The organism is Pseudomonas sp. NyZ480, assembly GCF_029537255.1.
In the GTDB taxonomy this organism is placed as follows: domain Bacteria; phylum Pseudomonadota; class Gammaproteobacteria; order Pseudomonadales; family Pseudomonadaceae; genus Aquipseudomonas; species Aquipseudomonas taiwanensis.
Genome location: NZ_CP120626.1, coordinates 421,413 through 440,115 on the forward strand (window position 1 = coordinate 421,413; position 18,703 = coordinate 440,115).

An 18,703-nucleotide genomic window follows, 5' to 3' on the forward strand; every position below is an offset into this window, starting at 1 on the left:
GCCGGGTAAACTCCGGCAAGCTACCGCTCAATCAATTCGCACAAGGACCAAACGCCGTGCCGACACCTCCTGTCTCCACGCTGGTCGCCCAGATGGGCGAAGGGCCGGCGCCGCTGTATGCCCGGGTCAAGCAGATGATCGTCCAGCAGATCGAAAACGGCAGCTGGCCGCCACACCACCGGGTTCCCTCGGAAAGCGAGCTGGTCAGCGAACTGGGCTTCAGTCGCATGACCATCAACCGCGCCCTGCGCGAGCTGACCGCAGAGGGCTTGCTGGTCCGCATGCAGGGCGTAGGTACCTTCGTCGCCGAACCCAAGACCCGCTCGGCGCTGTTCGAAGTCCATAACATCGCCGACGAAATTGCCGCCCGGGGCCACCAGCATAGCTGTCAGGTGATCACCCTTGCCGAAGAGGCGGCCGGTTCCGAGCGGGCGCTGGCCCTGGACATGCGCGAAGGTCAGCGGGTGTTCCACTCGCTGATCGTGCACTACGAGAATGGCGTACCGGTGCAAATCGAGGACCGCTATGTCAACGCTGCCATCGCCCCGGACTACCTCAAGCAGGATTTTACCCGGCAGACCCCGTATGCCTACCTGTCCCAGGTTGCGCCACTGACAGAAGGCGAGCATGTGGTCGAGGCCATCCTCGCCGAACCCGATGAGTGCCAATTACTGCAGATCGAGCGTGGCGAGCCTTGCCTGCTGATCCGTCGGCGTACTTGGTCCGGTCGTCTGCCCGTGACCGCCGCTCGGTTGATTCACCCCGGTTCCCGTCATCGCCTGGAAGGACGTTTCAGCAAATGAGCCAGCTGCAGTTGTTACGCGCACGGGACTACCCGCGCATGCCTTGGAAGAACGGTGGCGGTTTCACCGAAGAAATCACGCGCGATGCGGGTGATGGCCTGGACGGTTTCGGCTGGCGCCTTTCCATTGCCGACATTGAAGCATCCGGCGGATTTTCCAGCTTCGCCGGCTACCAGCGGATCATCACCGTGCTGCAGGGTGACGGCATGCGCCTCAGTGTCGATGGCGTCGCGTCACGGCCATTGTTACCGCTCGATGCGTTCGCCTTCGATGGCCAGAGCCAGGTGAGTTGTCACCTGCTGGGTGGGCCGATCCGTGATTTCAACCTCATCTATGCCCCCGAGCGTTACCGTGCGCGCCTGCAATGGTTCAACGGCAGTACCCGGCTGTTCAGTGCTGCCGGCACTGTGTTGGTGTTCAGCGGGCAGGCGCAACTGCAAGTCAGTGTCGGTGGCCAGCCTGTGGATAACCTCGACCGCTATGACTGCCTGCACCTGAGCGGTAATGAGCGCCTGATGGAACTGGCGATCACTGGCTTGTGCTGTGTCATCGAACTGAGCGACGTTTCCCGGTAACGCACTGCGATCGCACAATTTGTTACCGAATGCCCCAGGGTGGCGCAATGCCGCCTTGGCCTGAATCCTCTACCGCAACGCCTCCCCAGATTTTTCTCACATCCCGTAACCCTTGAATGACGTGGCTTTCAAGCAGCCGCGGGGCCGCTGTCGCGCGCTGGGAAAAGTGACTTGGCAATTCAATTGCATATGCTTGTATGTACAAGTAAAGCCAAGTGCGCGAAAGTGGATAGGCCGTCCCTCTCGCGTTTGACCCAACGCACCACTGGCCCGCCGATCACGTCGGGTTTGGATAGATCGCTCAAGGAGCACTTTTCGTGACTGACAACAACTTGAACAAATTCCGTGACGTCGAGATCCGCGCCCCGCGTGGCAACAAGCTGACCGCCAAAAGCTGGCTGACCGAAGCGCCGCTGCGCATGCTGATGAACAACCTCGACCCACAAGTGGCGGAGAACCCCAAGGAGTTGGTGGTATACGGTGGTATTGGCCGCGCCGCGCGCAATTGGGCGTGCTACGACAAGATCGTCGAGAGCCTGACCAACCTGAATGACGACGAAACCCTGCTGGTGCAATCGGGCAAGCCGGTCGGTGTGTTCAAGACCCACGCCAACGCCCCGCGTGTGCTGATCGCTAACTCCAACCTGGTGCCGCACTGGGCCAACTGGGAACACTTCAACGAGCTGGATGCGAAGGGCCTGGCCATGTACGGCCAGATGACCGCTGGCAGCTGGATCTATATCGGCAGCCAGGGCATCGTTCAGGGCACCTATGAAACCTTCGTCGAAGCAGGCCGCCAGCACTACAACGGCAGCCTCAAGGGCAAGTGGGTACTGACCGCCGGCCTTGGCGGCATGGGCGGCGCCCAGCCGCTGGCCGCGACCTTGGCAGGTGCCTGCTCGCTGAACATCGAATGCCAGCAGAGCCGCATCGACTTCCGCCTGCAGACCCGCTACGTGGATGAGCAGGCCACCGATCTGGACGATGCCCTGGCGCGCATCGCCAAGTACACCGCCGAAGGCAAGGCCATCTCCATCGCCCTGCACGGCAACGCCGCCGAGATCCTGCCCGAGCTGGTCAAGCGTGGCGTACGTCCGGACATGGTCACCGACCAGACCAGCGCCCACGACCCGCTCAACGGCTACCTGCCAGCCGGTTGGACCTGGGAGCAGTACCGTGATCGCGCCCAGACCGAGCCCGCCGCTGTGGTCAAGGCCGCCAAGCAGTCCATGGCCGTGCACGTCCAGGCCATGCTCGACTTCCAGAAACAGGGCATCCCGACCTTCGACTATGGCAACAACATCCGCCAGATGGCCAAGGAAGAGGGTGTGAGCAACGCCTTCGACTTCCCAGGCTTCGTGCCGGCCTACATCCGTCCGCTGTTCTGCCGGGGCATCGGCCCGTTCCGCTGGGCGGCGCTGTCCGGCGACGCCGAGGACATCTACAAGACCGACGCCAAGGTCAAGGAACTGATCCCGGACGATGCCCACCTGCATCGCTGGCTGGACATGGCCCGCGAACGCATCAGTTTCCAGGGCCTGCCGGCGCGTATTTGCTGGGTTGGCCTGGGTCTGCGCGCGAAGTTGGGCCTGGCGTTCAACGAAATGGTACGCAGCGGCGAACTGTCGGCACCGATCGTGATTGGCCGTGACCATCTGGACTCGGGTTCTGTATCGAGCCCCAACCGCGAAACCGAAGCCATGCGCGACGGCTCGGATGCGGTGTCCGACTGGCCGCTGCTCAACGCCCTGCTGAACACCGCCAGTGGCGCCACCTGGGTGTCGCTGCACCATGGTGGCGGCGTGGGGATGGGCTTCTCGCAGCATTCGGGCATGGTAATTGTCTGCGATGGTACCGACGAAGCCGCCGAGCGTATCGCCCGCGTACTGACCAACGACCCGGCCACTGGCGTGATGCGCCATGCCGATGCGGGGTATCAGATTGCGATTGATTGCGCCAAAGAGCAGGGGCTGAACCTGCCGATGATCACTGGCTGACGGGCCCTGAGGCTGCTGTGCAGACCATGGCCGGTACGCCGGCTCCTACAGGTACGGTGTTTAGCCCTGAGGGAGCCGATTTGCCGGCAATGGTCCGTCACGTGGCCTCGTCCCCCTTTTTCGAGCCCTGCCGATTTCCACTTTCAAGTTTGGGAGCGTCACGCAATGAAAACCAACAAGACCCTGCTCGCCTCGCTGTTCGCCCTTGGTCTGCTCGGTGCTGCCGGTAGCAGCCAGGCCGCGGGCTGGTGTGAATCCGGCAAGCCGGTGAAGTTCGCCGGGCTGAACTGGGAAAGCGGCATGCTGCTGACCGACGTGATGCAGTTCGTGCTAAAGCACGGCTACGGCTGCGAGACCGACAGCCTGCCCGGCAACTCCATCACCATGGAGAACGCCCTGGGCACCAATGACATCCAGGTGTTCGCCGAGGAGTGGGTAGGCCGCAGCGAGGTCTGGAACAAGGCCGAAGCCGCCGGCAAGGTGGTAGGTGTCGGCGCCCCTGTGGTGGGCGCGCAAGAGGGCTGGTACGTGCCGCGCTACGTGATCGAGGGCGATGCCAAGCGCAAGCTCGAAGCCAAGGCGCCAGACCTGAAGAACGTCGCCGACCTGGCCAAGTATTCCAGCGTGTTCAAGGACCAGGAGGAGCCGAGCAAAGGCCGCTTCTACAACTGCCCTGCCGGTTGGACCTGTGAGCTGGACAACACCAAGATGCTCAAGGAGTACGGCCTGGAAAGCAGCTACACCAACTTCCGTCCAGGTACTGGCCCGGCACTGGATGCTGCCGTGCTGTCGAGCTACAAGCGCGGCGAGCCGATTCTTTTCTACTACTGGACCCCAACCCCGCTGATGGGCCAGGTCGACCTGGTCAAGCTGCAAGAGAAGGAAGGCGTGGACAAGTCCGTGACCATCAAGGTCGGTCTGTCGAAAGCGTTCCACGAGCAAGCCCCCGAACTGGTCGCGGTGCTGGAGAAGGTCAATCTGCCGATCGACCTGCTGAACCAGAACCTGGCGCGCATGACCAAGGATCGGATCGAATCGCCAGAACTGGCCAAGACGTTCCTCAAGGAACATCCTGAAGTTTGGCAGTCCTGGGTCAGCACGGATGCCGCCAAGAAGATCAACGCGGCGCTCTGAGCGTCCTCAGCTGATGAGTGGAACCTATGTTTCCTGACAACCTGACATTCTCCATCGCCGACTGGGTCAACGGCTGGGTCGACGCCCTGGTGACCAACTACGGCGATGTGTTCCGGCACATTTCCGACACCCTGCTATGGGCCATCGTCAGTCTCGAAGGCCTGCTGCGTGCCACACCCTGGTGGCTGATGCTGGGGGTGGTGGCGGTCATCGCCTGGCACGCCACCCGGCGTGTACTGCCGACCTTGGTGATCACCGGCTTGTTGTTCCTGGTCGGCGCTGTCGGCCTCTGGGACAAGTTGATGCAGACGTTGGCACTGATGCTGGTCGCCACCGTGATCTCGGTGCTGGTGGGCATTCCGCTGGGCATCCTGTCGGCGCGCAGCAACCGCTTGCGCGCAGTGTTGATGCCATTGCTGGACATCATGCAGACCATGCCAAGCTTCGTGTACCTGATTCCGGTGCTGATGCTGTTCGGCCTGGGCAAGGTGCCGGCGATCTTCGCCACGGTGATCTACGCCGCGCCGCCCCTGATCCGCCTGACCGACCTGGGGATTCGTCAGGTCGACGGTGAAGTGATGGAGGCCATCAACGCCTTCGGCGCCAACCGCTGGCAACAGCTGTTCGGCGTGCAGTTGCCACTGGCATTGCCCAGCATCATGGCCGGCATCAACCAGACCACCATGATGGCGCTGTCGATGGTGGTGATTGCCTCGATGATCGGCGCCCGGGGGCTGGGCGAAGACGTGCTGGTCGGTATCCAGACCCTGAACGTCGGCCGCGGCCTCGAAGCGGGTCTGGCGATCGTCATTCTCGCGGTGGTGATCGACCGCATTACCCAGGCCTATGGCCGGCCACGCCACGAGGTGAGCAAATGAGCACGCAGGCGATCAGCAAGATCGAGGTGAAGAACGTCTTCAAGATCTTCGGCGACCGTGCCGAGGAAGCCTTGCAACTGATCCGCAACAAGCAGGGCAAGGAGCAGGTGCTGGCGCAGACGGGTTGCGTGGTCGGGGTCAACGACCTGTCGCTGTCCATCGGCAGCGGCGAGATCTTCGTAATCATGGGACTGTCCGGTTCCGGCAAGTCGACCCTGGTGCGCCACTTCAACCGGCTGATCGACCCCACCAGTGGGCAGATCCTGGTCGATGGCGAGGACATTCTGAAATACGACATGGAAGCCTTGCGCGAGTTTCGCCGGCGCAAGATCAGCATGGTGTTCCAGAGTTTTGGCCTGTTGCCGCACCGCAACGTGCTGGACAACGTCGCCTATGGCCTGAAGGTGCGGGGCGAGAGCAAGCAACTGTGCGCAGAGCGCGCTCAGCAGTGGATCGAGACCGTCGGTCTGAAGGGCTACGAGAAGAAGTATCCGCACCAGCTGTCGGGCGGCATGCGCCAGCGCGTCGGCCTGGCCCGGGCCTTGGCGGCGGACACCGACATCATCCTCATGGACGAGGCGTTCAGCGCCCTGGACCCGCTGATCCGCGCTGAAATGCAGGACCAATTGCTCGAACTGCAGAAAACGCTGCACAAGACCATCGTGTTCATCACCCATGACCTGGATGAAGCCGTGCGCATTGGCAACCGCATCGCCATTCTCAAGGATGGCCGCCTGATCCAGGTCGGTACGCCGCACCAGATCCTTCACAACCCGGCCGACGAATACGTCGACCGTTTTGTCCAGCGCCGCGCGGTTGCGGTATGAGGAGCGCCATGTCGCAAGCTGAAACCGTCGTCATCACTGGCGCCCCGGTGCGCTGGCAGGACATCGCCGCCGTCGCCCGCCATGGCGCGCGCCTTGAGCTGGCACCTTTGGTGTGGGCGCGTATCGACAACGCCCAGGCCATCGTGCGGCATATCGTCGACAGTGGTGAGCGTGCCTATGGGGTCAACACCGGCCTCGGCGCGCTGTGCAACGTATCGCTGCAAGGCGAGCAACTGAGCGCGCTGTCGCGCAACACCTTGCTCAGTCACGCCTGCGGCGTGGGGCCGGCGCTGCCCGATGAGCAGACCAGGGCGATCATCTGCGCCGCCATCGTCAACTACAGCCATGGCAAGTCCGGCCTGCAGCGTGGCGTGGTCGAAGCGCTGCTTGCACTGCTCAACCACGGCATCACCCCGCAGGTGCCGTCCCAGGGTTCGGTGGGCTACCTGACCCACATGGCCCATGTCGGTGTGTGCCTGCTGGGTATCGGCAGGGTCAGCTATCGCGGGCAGGTCGTGGAAGCCGCCCAGGCCCTGAGTGCCGAAGGGCTGGAGCCTGTCCAGCTGGGTGCCAAGGACGGCCTGTGCCTGGTCAATGGCACGCCGTGCATGACCGGCTTGGCCAGCTTGGCCGTGGACGATGCCAGCCGCTTGCTGCAATGGGCCGATGTGATCGGGGCCATGAGTTTCGAAGCGTTGCGTGGTCAGATCGCCGCCTTCGACCCCGAGATCATCGCCCTCAAACCTCATGCGGGCATGCAGGTGGTGGGTGCGAATCTGCGCGCCTTGCTCGAAGGCAGCGAAGTGATCGCCACCAGCAAGGGTATCCGCACCCAGGATGCGCTGAGCATTCGTTCGATCCCGCAGGTGCATGGCGCTGCCCGTGACCAATTGGCTCACGCGGTGCGGCAGATCGAGGCGGAACTCAACGGTGCCAACGACAACCCGTTGCTGCTGGGCACGCCGGACGATTTCCGCGTGGTCTCTCAGGCCAACCCCCACGGCCAGTCGGTGGCCATGGCGGCGGACCTTCTGGCAATCGCCATGGCCGAGATCGGCTCGATCGCCGAGCGCCGTCTGGACCGTCTGGTGAACCCGCATGTCAGCGGCCTGCCGGCATTCCTGGTCAGCGACCCTGGAGTCAACTCGGGCATGATGATCGCCCAGTACGTCGCGGCCTCGCTGTGCGCACAGAACCGTCAGCTGGCGCAACCGGCGGTGCTCGACAACTTCGTCACCTCGGGCTTGCAGGAAGACCACCTGAGCCTGGGCACCAACGCCGCCTTGAAGCTGCACCAAGTCCTGGAAAACTGCACGCAGATCCTCGCCATCGAGTACCTGCTGGCAGCTCAGGCCTTCGAGTTTCTCAAGGAGCAGCGCTTCGGCGTCGGTACCGACGCTGCCTGGCGCCTGCTGCGCAAACAGGTTCCGGCCTACCTGCAGGATCGTTGGCTGGCACCGGACATCGCCTGTGCCGCAGCCCTGCTCAAAGATCCCCGGTTGCCGCAGCCTGTGCTGTCGGCGCTGAACTGAACAATAACAAGGAGCCAGCACATGGAAGCTTTCAACCTCGTTCCCGGCAGCCTGACTTTGGCCCAATTGCGCCGGATCCACCATGCACCGGTTCGGCTGACGCTGGACCCAAGTGCTGACGCTGGGATCGACGCCAGCGTCGCCTGTGTCGAGCGCATCATCGCCGAAGACCGCACTGCCTACGGCATCAACACCGGTTTCGGTCTGCTCGCCTCGACCCGTATCGCCAGCCACGACCTGGAGAACTTGCAGCGCTCGCTGGTGCTGTCCCATGCAGCCGGCATCGGCGCGCCACTGGACGATGCCATGGTGCGGCTGATCATGGTGCTGAAGATCAACAGCCTGAGCCGCGGTTTCTCGGGCATCCGGCGCAAGGTGATCGATGCGCTGATTGCCTTGGTCAACGCCGAGGTCTACCCGCACATCCCGCTCAAAGGGTCGGTCGGTGCTTCCGGCGACCTCGCACCGCTGGCGCACATGTCGCTGGTCTTGCTGGGCGAAGGTAAGGCGCGCTACCAAGGTGAATGGCTCCCCGCCAACCAAGCCCTGGCTGTGGCGGGCCTCGAGCCGCTGACCCTGGCTGCCAAGGAAGGTCTGGCGCTGCTCAACGGCACCCAGGCCTCCACCGCCTACGCCTTGCGCGGGCTGTTCCAGGCCGAAGACCTGTTCGCCGCGGCCATCGCCTGTGGTGGGTTGACCGTGGAAGCCGCGCTGGGCTCGCGTGCACCGTTCGATGCCCGCATCCATGCGGCGCGCGGCCAGCCTGGACAGATCGACACCGCAGCCTGCTTCCGTGATTTGCTGAGCGACTCGACCGAAGTGTCGCGCTCGCACCAGAACTGCGGCAAGGTCCAGGACCCGTACTCCCTGCGGTGCCAGCCTCAAGTCATGGGGGCTTGCCTGACCCAGTTGCGTCAGGCAGCGCAGGTGCTGGCAGTGGAGTCCAATGCCGTGTCCGACAACCCATTGGTATTCGCCGAGCAGGGCGATGTGATTTCCGGTGGCAACTTCCACGCCGAACCGGTAGCCATGGCCGCGGACAACATCGCCCTGGCGATTGCCGAGATCGGTGCGCTGAGCGAGCGCCGCATCTCGCTGATGATGGACAAGCACATGTCCCAGCTACCGCCGTTCCTGGTGGAAAACGGCGGGGTGAACTCAGGGTTCATGATCGCCCAGGTCACCGCTGCCGCATTGGCCAGCGAAAACAAGGCCCTGTCCCATCCGCACAGTGTCGACAGCCTGCCGACCTCGGCCAACCAGGAAGACCATGTGTCCATGGCGCCGGCCGCTGGCAAGCGTCTGTGGGAAATGGCCGAGAACACCCGGGGCGTGCTGGCCATCGAATGGCTGGGCGCCTGTCAGGGCTTGGACCTGCGCGAGGGGCTGAAAACCTCGGTGAAACTGGAGCAGGCGCGCCAGGTGCTGCGCCGCGAGGTGCCGCACTATGACCGCGACCGCTTCTTCTCGCCGGACATCGAAGTGGCCAGCGCCTTGTTGGCTGAAGGCAAATTGACCGCGCTGTTGCCGGCCGGCGTGCTGCCAAGCCTCTGACAGGAGTACCCATATGAGAACGCTTTGGCAGCACTGCCACGCGGCAACCATGGCCCAAGGCAGCTACTCGATCATCGAGGACGCGGCCATTGTCAGTAGCGCAGGGCTGATCGAATGGATCGGCCCGCGTGGCGAACTGCCGACGCTAGAGATCGACCGCACGGTGGACCTGAACGGCGCCTGGGTCACTCCAGGCTTGATCGACTGCCACACCCACGCCGTGTTTGGCGGCAATCGCAGCGGTGAATTCGAGCAGCGCCTGCAAGGCGTGAGCTACGCCGAGATCGCCGCGCAAGGCGGCGGCATCGCCAGTACCGTGCGGGCCACACGCGCAGCCAGCGAGGACGCGTTGTTCGCCAGTGCCAGGCAGCGAGTCCAGGCGCTGATGCGCGATGGCGTGACGGCGATCGAGATCAAGTCCGGCTACGGCCTGGACCTGGCCAACGAACGCAAGATGCTGCGCGTCGCGCGGCGCTTGGCCGAAGAGCTGCCGGTGGCCGTGCGCGCCACCTGCCTGGCGGCCCACGCCCTGCCGCCGGAGTATGCCGGCAGGGCGGATGACTACATCGCCCACATCTGTGACGAGATGCTGCCTGCGCTGGCCGAGGAAGGGCTGGTGGACGCCGTGGATGCCTTCTGTGAACACCTGGCGTTCTCGCCCGACCAGGTGGAGCGGGTGTTCATAAAGGCGCGCGAACTGGGCCTGCCGGTCAAGCTGCATGCCGAACAGTTGTCGTCACTGCACGGTTCGAGCCTGGCGGCACGCTATCAGGCGTTGTCGGCAGACCATCTGGAGTTCATGACCGAAGACGATGCAATTGCCATGGCCAAGGCCGGCACGGTGGCCGTCTTGCTGCCAGGCGCCTTCTACTTCCTGCGTGAAACCCAACTGCCGCCGATGGATGCCCTGCGCCGTCATGGCGTGAGAATCGCCCTGGCCAGCGACCTCAACCCCGGCACCTCGCCTGGGCTGTCGTTACGGCTGATGTTGAACATGGGCTGCACGCTGTTTCGCATGACGCCGGAGGAGGCGCTGGCAGGGGTGACCCTGCATGCCGCCATGGCGTTGGGCCTGGGTGCCAGCCACGGTTCGCTGGAGCCTGGCAAGGCGGCGGACTTCGTCGCCTGGCGGATCGAGCGCCCCGCCGACCTGGCCTACTGGCTCGGGGGGGACTTGCCCAAGCGTATCGTGCGCATGGGTCACGAGATTTCCAATTGAGCGAGACGAGATGGACAAGGTACTGAGTTTCCACCAAGGCACGCTGCCGTTGCTGATCAGCATGCCCCATGCCGGCCTGAAACTGTCTGCCACGGTGCGTGATGGGCTGGTCGATCAGGCCCGCAGCCTGCCGGATACCGACTGGCATATCCCCCGGTTGTACGATTTTGCCCGTGAGCTGGGTGCCAGCGTCGTAGCGGCGGAGTACTCGCGGTTTGTCATCGACCTGAATCGTCCCGACGATGACAAGCCCCTGTACGCTGGTGCTACCACTGGCCTTTATCCGGGCACGCTGTTCGACGGCGAGCCTCTGTTCAAGGACGGCCTGGCGCCCAGTGGCGAAGAGCGCAAGACCTACCTGGAGCGAATTTGGCGTCCCTACCACGACACTGTCCGTCACGAGCTGGCGCGCCTGCGTGAAATCCATGGCTACGCCCTGTTGTGGGATGCCCACTCGATCCGTTCGGTGATTCCGCACTTGTTCGACGGCACGTTGCCCGACTTCAACCTGGGGACCTTCAACGGCAACAGTTGCGATGCTCAGCTGGCCGAGCGGCTGGAGAAGGTTTGCGCCGAGGCCAAGGGTTACACCCACGTACTGAATGGGCGTTTCAAGGGCGGGCATATCACCCGTCACTACGGTCAGCCGGCCTCGCATGTCCATGCGGTGCAGCTTGAGCTGGCGCAAAGTACCTACATGGAGGAGGTGGAACCCTTCGCCTACCGCGAAGACCTCGCAGCGCCAACCCAGAAGGTGCTGAGGCAATTGCTCACGGCGATGCTCGATTGGGGGCGTGAACGCTACCCTGGCTGATGGCCGGGTACGGCCTGCGCAGTGCCGTGGAGCAGTCTGCGCAGGCTGGCCTGGTGAGGTGGGTGGCAGCTACGCGCTTGTCGAGCGTGGTCGGCGATCAGGGTTTGCAAAAGCGGTGAGTTCACGGATCAGCCGTGATTCGCGAGCTTTCTTGCTGCGATCCAAGGCTTCGAGCGCTTCGGTAAGGGTGCTGAGCGGGCTGTCGGCATGTTGCTCCGACAGTTCGGTTACCTGGGCGCGATAGGTGTTCTCGATATCGGCGAACCGTTCGGCGTGGGTCAGGCGCAGGTGTTGCACCCAGCGCTCGTTCCCTTCGGCGAAGTGCAGGAAGTCCTCGCCCAGTTCGCCACGCTGTACCTGCAACTCCGCATCGGTCAGCTCCTCGATGCTGGCGTTGATCGCATAGCGCAGGCTGTCCACGGGTTGGCCGAGTTCCAGGGGGACGTTCAACTCGCGCAGGTAGGTCAGGCGCACCTCCGCTTCGTCCCTGTCGCCGGTCTCCCGCTTGGCCACTTCGTCCAGCGTGTGCAGGCGATACAGGCGTCGTACCTCCCGGTACAGGTTGGCCTCGGAATCGACCCCGTCGATCTGCAAGCGTTGGTTGGCCATGTAGAACTCGATGTTCTTGAAAGCCAGCAGTGCCCCGTCATGGCAGGTCTGGCTACCGTTCTCCTGGGGCAGGGCTTCCCTGGCCTGGAGGTTGAACAACACCAGGTCGTCCGGGTTGAGCAAGGCCTGGACCAGCACCTTGCGCACCCGCTCGCAGAACGCCAGGCGAGTGCTGCCGTTCTGGTAAGACGCGGTATTTTTCAGGCGACCCACCAGCATCAACAGGTCGTTTGCCGCGCCGGATGCTTCGAGTTGCTGCCAACAATCGCTCATGGCCTGATTTTCGACCTCCGATGCCAGCAGCCAGTCGTCCAGGCGTGGCTCATCGCTGAGCGTGTCGAGCACGGGCGAATGGAAATGGCCGAACCAATCGCCGTCGTCCGAAGAGTCTGGAGCATCCATGGCGAAGGTAAAACTGCGCTGACTGTCCGAAGACAGCCGGGCACGGTAGACCGTTTCGTCGGTCAGTGGGTTGTTCAGCAACAGGATCGAGCTGATGGGAAGGTCGCTATCGAGGTTGGCCAGGACATTCGCCGGCAATTCGGTGAGGCGGTTGTCACTCAGGTCCAGCATCTCCAGGGGAAGCAGACTGTCGACCCAGCTGGGCCAATGCCTCAAGCCCATCTCGTTCAGGTCCAGTCGACGCAACGAGCGCAGTGCCGGCGGCGTGGTGGTGATCTGGCCCATCCGGTTACCGCTGAGGTCCAGTGTATCGAGGCTGTGCAGGCGCCCAAGCGTATCGAGTACGGCCTGGTCGATCTCCAGCCCCGAGTTGCGCAGTGCGAGTTCGGTCAGGTTGGGCAGACGCAGCAGTGCCGACGGCAGTGTCTGCTGTGCCTGGAGATAACTGTCGACGGTCAGGCGCGTGACCTGCGCGAAGCGGCCTAGCAGTTCGCTCAACTGGTTGCTGGTGCCTCTGACGCGCTCCAGTGTGAGGCTGCGTACCTGGTCTGTGAAGAACGCGGGCAAACGCCTGGGGAAATGTTCCAGTGAAATGCCCTCCAGGCGCAGTGGCGAGCGCGTCAGGCCGATCTCTTGGTTGTGCCAGAAATCGGACAGGGCAGTTGCGATGCGCATTCGACTGGCCATTACCGCCTGACTGAGGATAGCGGTCGAGCTGGAGGCATTGACGTAGTTATCGATAAGGTCGCGCAACTGCTGCCGCCGCTCCAGCAGCAGGGCGAGGTGGGCCCTGAAATCGGCGGTCTGGTCCATTTCGAAGCGGGCTGCGCGACCATCTTCGCTCAGCAGCACACGTTGCATCTCGTCCTCGAAGATCTGGTTGCCCTGCAAAGAGAGCTGGGCATGCTCGGCGACGCTGACGCGGTTGCTCAGGAGCAGGTTGGGCAACACCCTGATCTGATTGTTGCGCAGGGAAATGTGACGTATGTGGCTGACGGCGTTGTAGCCCAGGCCGCGTGGCCAATGGTCCAGGTTCATATTGTCCAGGCCGAGGTAATCCAGCGTCAGTTCGTCGAAGCTGGGTGGGTATTCCTCCGACAGCCGATTACCGCTCAGGTCCAGGCGTCGCAGGCTCGTCAGTGTCATCAGGCTGTCGATGTCCGTTGCCGACAGCGACAGGTTCTGATGGGTAAGGCTGAGCGATTCGAGTGAATGAACGTGCTGGGCAATCAGTGGCAGGCTGAACTGGAACGGAGAGGGCGGCGCATCAGGTCGATAGGCGCGGCTGATGTCCAAGGTCCTCAGGTTCGAAAACTGTCGCAGCAGGTTGTTCAGTTGTGGCGCGTGCCGAGTCCAGCCTTCGAAGGCTTCGGGTGATGTGTCGACCAGTTGCAGGTCGGTAACGCCCTCGGTGAAGAACTCCGGCAAATTGAGCGGGAATTCGAGCAAGGACAGGCGTTCGAGCCGCAGCGGCTGACTGGCCGGAGCAAATGCACTGTCGTACCAGTACTGCGAAATGGTGCTTAGCAGTCGCTCCAAGTGATCAGCCGGCTGATGGGGCATGCGTTCGGCCAGTCGCCGCCATTGCCCGAGGCTGCTGTGCAACTGATTGCGCTGGCCCATCAGGTTTTGTAGCAGGTCGTTGATCGAGGTGCGTGTCATGCCTCGGCTTTCCAGGGCGGCCAAGGTCTGTTCGGCAGGCCTGGGGACTGGTGCGTGAAGCCCTATCTGGCGGATGGCGTTGAGCAACGTTTGCCGGGAAATGCTGGTGATGCGAGGGCGAGTGCCACCCAGCGGGTAGCCGATGCGGCCATCCGCCAGGCGCATGGGCGAGCGAAAACCTGGACGCACAGGCTGCATTCCCAGCACCTTGCGCAAGGCCGCACGCGTTAATGGAGTGCCTTGCTGAACCAATCGTTTGAGCGCCTGCCCATGCGTTACGCCCAGCGCCTGGCGCTGCGTGGGTGCAAGCACTTCGAATAGAGCCCCGTACAGTGAGCCGTGAGCGAAAATCGGTTGGTCGAGGCTGTCACTGTCCACCACGACGTAACCGGTGTGCGTGCAGATGATCGTTTTGCGTCCCGACGCATCATGCGGGCCAATGCTGTCGGCCTGGGTCGGTGAATGCAGGCGCTGCTCCAGGGTGATAGCGATATCGGGTGACCAGCCAGGCAGGCCTTCCAGGGTGTGCAGGACCAGCAGGTCGGTATCCCAGTTGCGCACATTCTCCAGGTACAGGCCTTCATAGGCGCGATTGAGCCTTACCTGCTGTTGCAGCAGGCGGGCCTCTTCGGCGAGGCGCCGAGGGATTCTTCCCGTGCGCAGCTCGGCCAGTTCGTCCGGCACGACGTTTTGCAGCAGCTCTTCGATGACCGGCTTCGGGAGGTTCGGGTAGCGCGAGCGGACAGTATCGGCGCCGGGGAAGACGCTGACGGGTTGCTCCAGGTACTGCGCCTGGAATGCGGCATGGATGTGGCCGGGCTCTGTCAGCTCGGGCTGCTGGGTGATCGACTGGTACAACTCGAAGCGGGTCATCGAGTCTTGCAGGGGCCCCGGCAGTCGGTGCTGCTCGATGACTGTCCGTCGCAGGACATCTTCATCGGTACCACTCACACGCAGCAGGCGCACCGCTGTCCGATCATCGAACCTTGTGCTCAGGTGGCTGGCGCGGCGGAACAATGCCAGTTCCTGCCATTGCTCGGGGCGGTCCAGGGGATGCAACCAGGCGCCCGCGCCATTATGACGCAGCGGTGGTTCATAGCTCAAAGGACGGACGGGGTGAACGAGGCGATATTCATTCTGGGGAGGTGACTGTTCGACCCTGTAGGTTTCGCCGTCGATGGGTAGCCAGGTCTTGCCGTCATGGTGGTACAGACCGGCCTCGTCAGGTTCGAGGCCGGCAGGCAGCACAATGTCATGAGCGAACGGCTTGAGGTCTGGCTGCCACAGGCGAGTATCGCCGTCGGGCAGGGTGACAGGTTCGAGCGCTTCGATGAACGAAGGCGTTTCCACCGAAATACGCTCGATGGCGGGCGTGCCATTGGCTCCGCCCGTTGCGCCCAGCACGCCTAGGAGAGCGACGTTTTCCACCACGTCCAGCAAATAGTCGAATGCTTGATCCCGGTCGCCGTCTGCCCAGCTCTCGACGCCTTCGTACACTTCGTAACTCAGTTGGATGGCCGAGAGGCCCAGCATCAGCGCGCCCAGGCCGGGTACGACGAACGCACCGATATTCAGTGCGGTGAATGCCAGTTGCTCGAAATAGGCACGCCGTTTCTGCGCACTTTTCTGGTCCTCGAACGCAGTCGGTACGGCATGGAACAGCGCGTCATCCTTGAACCGAAGCTGTTTCTGACGGGCCAGTTCATCGGCGAGCGGACGGGTGATCGGTTGCAAGGTGACCGGGACCCAGGCGTCGGGGTCGCGTACCCGCTGGGCCTGGCCACCCTGATGCCCCGGCTTCGGGGTGTACGTGGTCCAGTCGATCGGTTGCAGGCAATCGCGCAGCCTGGTGATGAACGTGGCGCTGTCGCGAGCCGCTACGGCCTGCTGCAGGTGGCGCACCTCCATGGCCCACAATTGCTCCCGCAGATGCGCCTGAGCCTGGTGCACGCCAGCATGGGCCTTCAAGGGTATAGGCGCGCCTGGCAGATAGGTGAGCAGAACGTCCTTGTAGGGCAGGGTGGTCGCGTCGTACCACAGGAGCTGCTCTGGGGACGGCACGACACCGATGACCAGCGCGCCAGTAAGCGGTATTTCAAAAAGGTTGAGGAACGCGCATCGCAGGTAGCCACCCTGGTAGTCGCCCTGGCCATGATCGACGAAGGCCAGAAGGGCTTCATGCAAGGTCTGGTCGATCAGCTCGCCGAGATAAGCCCTATGGATCTCGAGGCGGAACGCCGATTGCTCCGCCGCTGCGAGGGCTGTCGAAGCGTCCTGGATCAAGGCCTGGTATTGGCCGCCAATGTCCAGTTCGCGCACCCGCGCAGCGAACGCGTGTGGCGCAAGCCGCACAGGGTTGCCAGTCGGTTGAAGCCCCTGGAAAGCGTTGCTGTCCAGCACGCTGGACACCAGCGTTTCGCCATCGAGCCCCCCAGGCAGCGCTTCGGCTGCTTCAAAATTCTGCAGGGCACAGTGCAGCAAGGACTGCGTCGCAAGCCTGAAGGCCCGCTGGGCGCCAATGAGCGGATCGCCATTGACGGGCGCCTGGTAGGCTTGGGCCTTGCTTGCGTTGAACAGAAAGGTCTGGGTGACATCCAGGTCGAGGTCGAATCGCGTTTTCATTGCCGCCGTCAGCTGTTGCCTGGCGAACTGCTCCAGGTCGGGCAAGGACTCGAAGTGGGACCGTACCTGCGCCTGTGCGGTTCGGTAGACCTCATAGTCGCGGGCCAGGCGGCGTGCGACCGTCGGTTTGCTGGCGCATGCTTGCAGGAAAACGTGTGGCGCGTCTTTGATCGCCGCACGCATTTGCTCGAACGTGTGTGGCGCAGCGCTGAGCATCCAGGTGGGGAGCTTGGCGAGGATAAGGTCGTGGGGATGAAGGTGCTGGTGGTTATCCAGCGGCAAGTCGCTAAAGGTGGTCATTCGGGCGCCTCGTTCGGTAAAGCGCCGATGCTAGGGATCGCTGTTCTGCTCAAGCACATAACATGATCTATCCATAGACACATGCTCAAAGGCCAATTCAGGTTTATGATGCCCAACGGCAGATTAAATCCTCACACGGAGTGCGTAATGCAGACCCTGTACCCGCAGATCAAACCCTACGCCCGGCACGATCTGGCCGTGGAAGCGCCGCATGTGCTGTATGTCGACGAGAGCGGTTCGCCAGAAGGTCTGCCGGTGGTGTTCATCCACGGGGGGCCAGGCGCGGGCTGCGATGCCCAGAGCCGTTGCTACTTCGATCCCAACCTGTATCGCATCATCACCTTCGACCAGCGCGGCTGTGGCCGCTCCACGCCTCATGCGAGCCTGGAGAACAACACCACCTGGCATCTGGTCGAGGACCTGGAGCGCATTCGCAAGCACCTGGGTATCGACAAGTGGGTGCTGTTCGGTGGCTCGTGGGGTTCTACCCTGGCCCTGGCCTATGCCCAGACCCACCCCGAGCGGGTCCACGGCCTGATCCTGCGCGGCATTTTCCTGTGCAGGCCGCAGGAGATCGAATGGTTCTACCAGGAAGGTGCCAGCCGCTTGTTCCCTGACTACTGGCAGGACTACATCGCACCGATTCCGCCGGAGGAGCGAGGTGACTTGGTCAAGGCCTTCCACAAGCGCCTGACCGGCAACGACCAGATCGCCCAGATGCATGCCGCCAAGGCGTGGTCCACCTGGGAGGGTCGCACCGCTACGCTGCGCCCGAATCCGCTGGTGGTCGATCGATTCTCCGAGCCTCAGCGGGCGTTGTCGATCGCCCGCATCGAGTGCCATTACTTCATGAACAACGCCTTCCTCGAACCGGACCAGCTGATCCGTGACATGCCGAAGATCGCCCACTTGCCGGCGGTGATCGTGCATGGTCGCTACGACGTGATCTGCCCGCTGGACAACGCCTGGGCGCTGCATCAGGCCTGGCCGAACAGCGAGCTCAAGGTCATTCGCGATGCCGGTCATGCCGCTTCCGAGCCGGGTATCACCGATGCGCTGGTGCGTGCCGCCGACCAGATGGCCCGCCGTTTGCTTGATCTGCCACTGGAAGAAGCATGAAGGGGTTGTTGCAACGGGTACGCGGCGCAAGGGTAGAGGTAGCGGGCGAGATCGTCGGGGCCGTCGACCAGGGTTTGTTGGTGCTGGTGGCCGTCGAACCTGGGGATACCCGCGAACATGCCGACAAATTGCTGCACAAGCTGCTCAACTATCGGGTGTTCAGCGACGAGCAGGGCAAGATGAACTTGTCCCTCAAGGATGTAGCGGGTGGTTTGCTGCTGGTGTCCCAGTTCACTCTGGCCGCCGACACACGAAGTGGGATGCGTCCGAGCTTCTCGACAGCCGCTTCACCTGCCTTGGGCGCCGAGCTGTTCGACTATCTTTTGCAGCAAGCCAAGGGCCAGCACGCCGATGTGGCCAGCGGGCGCTTCGGTGCCGACATGCAGGTGCATCTGGTCAATGATGGCCCCGTAACATTTATGTTACAAATATGAGGTCGAAAAACCCCTTGTTTGTAGGAAAACAAGGGGTTTTGTACGATAAATAGTTGCTCCAGCCTGATGCGTTGTAACGCGACCTGCTGGATAATCGCGCGCTGCGTGGACCTGCGTTCGCAGGTTCGTTTTACTCTGACTTGAGCATTGTCTGGATCCGTTTGGGGAATCATTGCGCCCTTACGGGGTCCGAACAGTGCTCGCCAACCCGGCATTGGTCGC

The 18,703-nt window shown here is 62.8% G+C and carries 13 protein-coding genes; 12 read left to right on the forward strand and 1 reads right to left on the reverse strand.

What is annotated here, in order from left to right:
* The first annotated feature begins 92 nt into the window (after positions 1 to 92).
* The 10 genes from hutC to hutG all read left to right on the forward strand — a co-directional run bounded on the left by hutC (position 93) and on the right by hutG (position 11,333).
* Positions 93 to 803: a histidine utilization repressor gene (hutC, locus tag P3R38_RS01880; protein ID WP_177325254.1), complete on the forward strand. Its 711-nt coding sequence runs from the start codon at positions 93 to 95 to the stop codon at positions 801 to 803.
* The gene (locus P3R38_RS01885; protein ID WP_023378291.1) at positions 800 to 1,378 is read left to right on the forward strand and encodes a HutD family protein; all 579 of its coding nucleotides are present in this window, start codon (positions 800 to 802) and stop codon (positions 1,376 to 1,378) included. The genes hutC and P3R38_RS01885 overlap by 4 nt, the downstream gene beginning before the upstream one ends.
* Positions 1,379 to 1,695: 317 nt before the next feature.
* Positions 1,696 to 3,375, forward strand: coding sequence for a urocanate hydratase (hutU, locus tag P3R38_RS01890; RefSeq protein WP_023378292.1), 1,680 nt, complete (start codon positions 1,696 to 1,698; stop codon positions 3,373 to 3,375).
* A 165-nt stretch (positions 3,376 to 3,540) separates the two neighbouring features.
* Positions 3,541 to 4,509: an ABC transporter substrate-binding protein gene (locus P3R38_RS01895; protein WP_023378293.1), complete on the forward strand. Its 969-nt coding sequence runs from the start codon at positions 3,541 to 3,543 to the stop codon at positions 4,507 to 4,509.
* 26 nt (positions 4,510 to 4,535) lie between these two features.
* Entirely contained in the window at positions 4,536 to 5,387 is an 852-nt protein-coding gene (locus tag P3R38_RS01900) for a proline/glycine betaine ABC transporter permease (RefSeq protein WP_023378294.1), read from the forward strand.
* Positions 5,384 to 6,214 (forward strand): glycine betaine/L-proline ABC transporter ATP-binding protein, encoded by an 831-nt coding sequence (locus P3R38_RS01905; protein ID WP_023378295.1) that lies wholly within the window; start codon positions 5,384 to 5,386, stop codon positions 6,212 to 6,214. The genes P3R38_RS01900 and P3R38_RS01905 overlap by 4 nt, the downstream gene beginning before the upstream one ends.
* A gap of 8 nt (positions 6,215 to 6,222) precedes the next feature.
* Entirely contained in the window at positions 6,223 to 7,746 is a 1,524-nt protein-coding gene (gene hutH / locus P3R38_RS01910) for a histidine ammonia-lyase (RefSeq protein ID WP_023378296.1), read from the forward strand.
* A gap of 21 nt (positions 7,747 to 7,767) precedes the next feature.
* Entirely contained in the window at positions 7,768 to 9,300 is a 1,533-nt protein-coding gene (gene hutH, locus P3R38_RS01915; protein WP_023378297.1) for a histidine ammonia-lyase, read from the forward strand.
* 13 nt (positions 9,301 to 9,313) lie between these two features.
* Complete coding sequence (gene hutI, locus P3R38_RS01920) at positions 9,314 to 10,519, forward strand: imidazolonepropionase (RefSeq protein WP_023378298.1); 1,206 nt, start codon at positions 9,314 to 9,316, stop codon at positions 10,517 to 10,519.
* 10 nt (positions 10,520 to 10,529) lie between these two features.
* A complete protein-coding gene (hutG, locus tag P3R38_RS01925; protein ID WP_277686778.1) occupies positions 10,530 to 11,333 on the forward strand; it encodes an N-formylglutamate deformylase in 804 nt (267 codons plus the stop codon).
* 69 nt (positions 11,334 to 11,402) lie between these two features.
* On the opposite strand, the gene P3R38_RS01930 is transcribed toward hutG, so the two are convergent.
* Complete coding sequence (locus tag P3R38_RS01930) at positions 11,403 to 16,928, reverse strand: DUF6543 domain-containing protein (protein ID WP_277686779.1); 5,526 nt, start codon at positions 16,926 to 16,928, stop codon at positions 11,403 to 11,405.
* A gap of 147 nt (positions 16,929 to 17,075) precedes the next feature.
* On the opposite strand from P3R38_RS01930, the gene pip reads away from it, so the two are divergent.
* Together pip and dtd are read left to right on the forward strand one after the other, a co-directional pair.
* A complete protein-coding gene (gene pip, locus P3R38_RS01935) occupies positions 17,076 to 18,047 on the forward strand; it encodes a prolyl aminopeptidase (protein WP_023378301.1) in 972 nt (323 codons plus the stop codon).
* Positions 18,044 to 18,481: a D-aminoacyl-tRNA deacylase gene (gene dtd / locus P3R38_RS01940; RefSeq protein WP_023378302.1), complete on the forward strand. Its 438-nt coding sequence runs from the start codon at positions 18,044 to 18,046 to the stop codon at positions 18,479 to 18,481. Before pip ends, dtd begins: the two co-directional genes overlap by 4 nt.
* The last annotated feature ends 222 nt before the right edge of the window (positions 18,482 to 18,703 follow it).

Bases quoted from the DNA above. Each gene is read 5' to 3' on its own strand.
- hutH (WP_023378297.1), top strand. From the start codon at position 7,768: ATGGAAGCTTTCAACCTCGTTCCCGGCAGCCTGACTTTGGCCCAATTG.
- hutG (WP_277686778.1), top strand. From the start codon at position 10,530: ATGGACAAGGTACTGAGTTTCCACCAAGGCACGCTGCCGTTGCTGATC.
- P3R38_RS01930 (WP_277686779.1), bottom strand. From the start codon at position 16,928: ATGACCACCTTTAGCGACTTGCCGCTGGATAACCACCAGCACCTTCAT.
- P3R38_RS01900 (WP_023378294.1), top strand. From the start codon at position 4,536: ATGTTTCCTGACAACCTGACATTCTCCATCGCCGACTGGGTCAACGGC.
- pip (WP_023378301.1), top strand. From the start codon at position 17,076: ATGCAGACCCTGTACCCGCAGATCAAACCCTACGCCCGGCACGATCTG.
- hutI (WP_023378298.1), top strand. From the start codon at position 9,314: ATGAGAACGCTTTGGCAGCACTGCCACGCGGCAACCATGGCCCAAGGC.
- P3R38_RS01885 (WP_023378291.1), top strand. From the start codon at position 800: ATGAGCCAGCTGCAGTTGTTACGCGCACGGGACTACCCGCGCATGCCT.
- hutC (WP_177325254.1), top strand. From the start codon at position 93: ATGGGCGAAGGGCCGGCGCCGCTGTATGCCCGGGTCAAGCAGATGATC.
- hutH (WP_023378296.1), top strand. From the start codon at position 6,223: ATGTCGCAAGCTGAAACCGTCGTCATCACTGGCGCCCCGGTGCGCTGG.
- P3R38_RS01905 (WP_023378295.1), top strand. From the start codon at position 5,384: ATGAGCACGCAGGCGATCAGCAAGATCGAGGTGAAGAACGTCTTCAAG.
- dtd (WP_023378302.1), top strand. From the start codon at position 18,044: ATGAAGGGGTTGTTGCAACGGGTACGCGGCGCAAGGGTAGAGGTAGCG.
- P3R38_RS01895 (WP_023378293.1), top strand. From the start codon at position 3,541: ATGAAAACCAACAAGACCCTGCTCGCCTCGCTGTTCGCCCTTGGTCTG.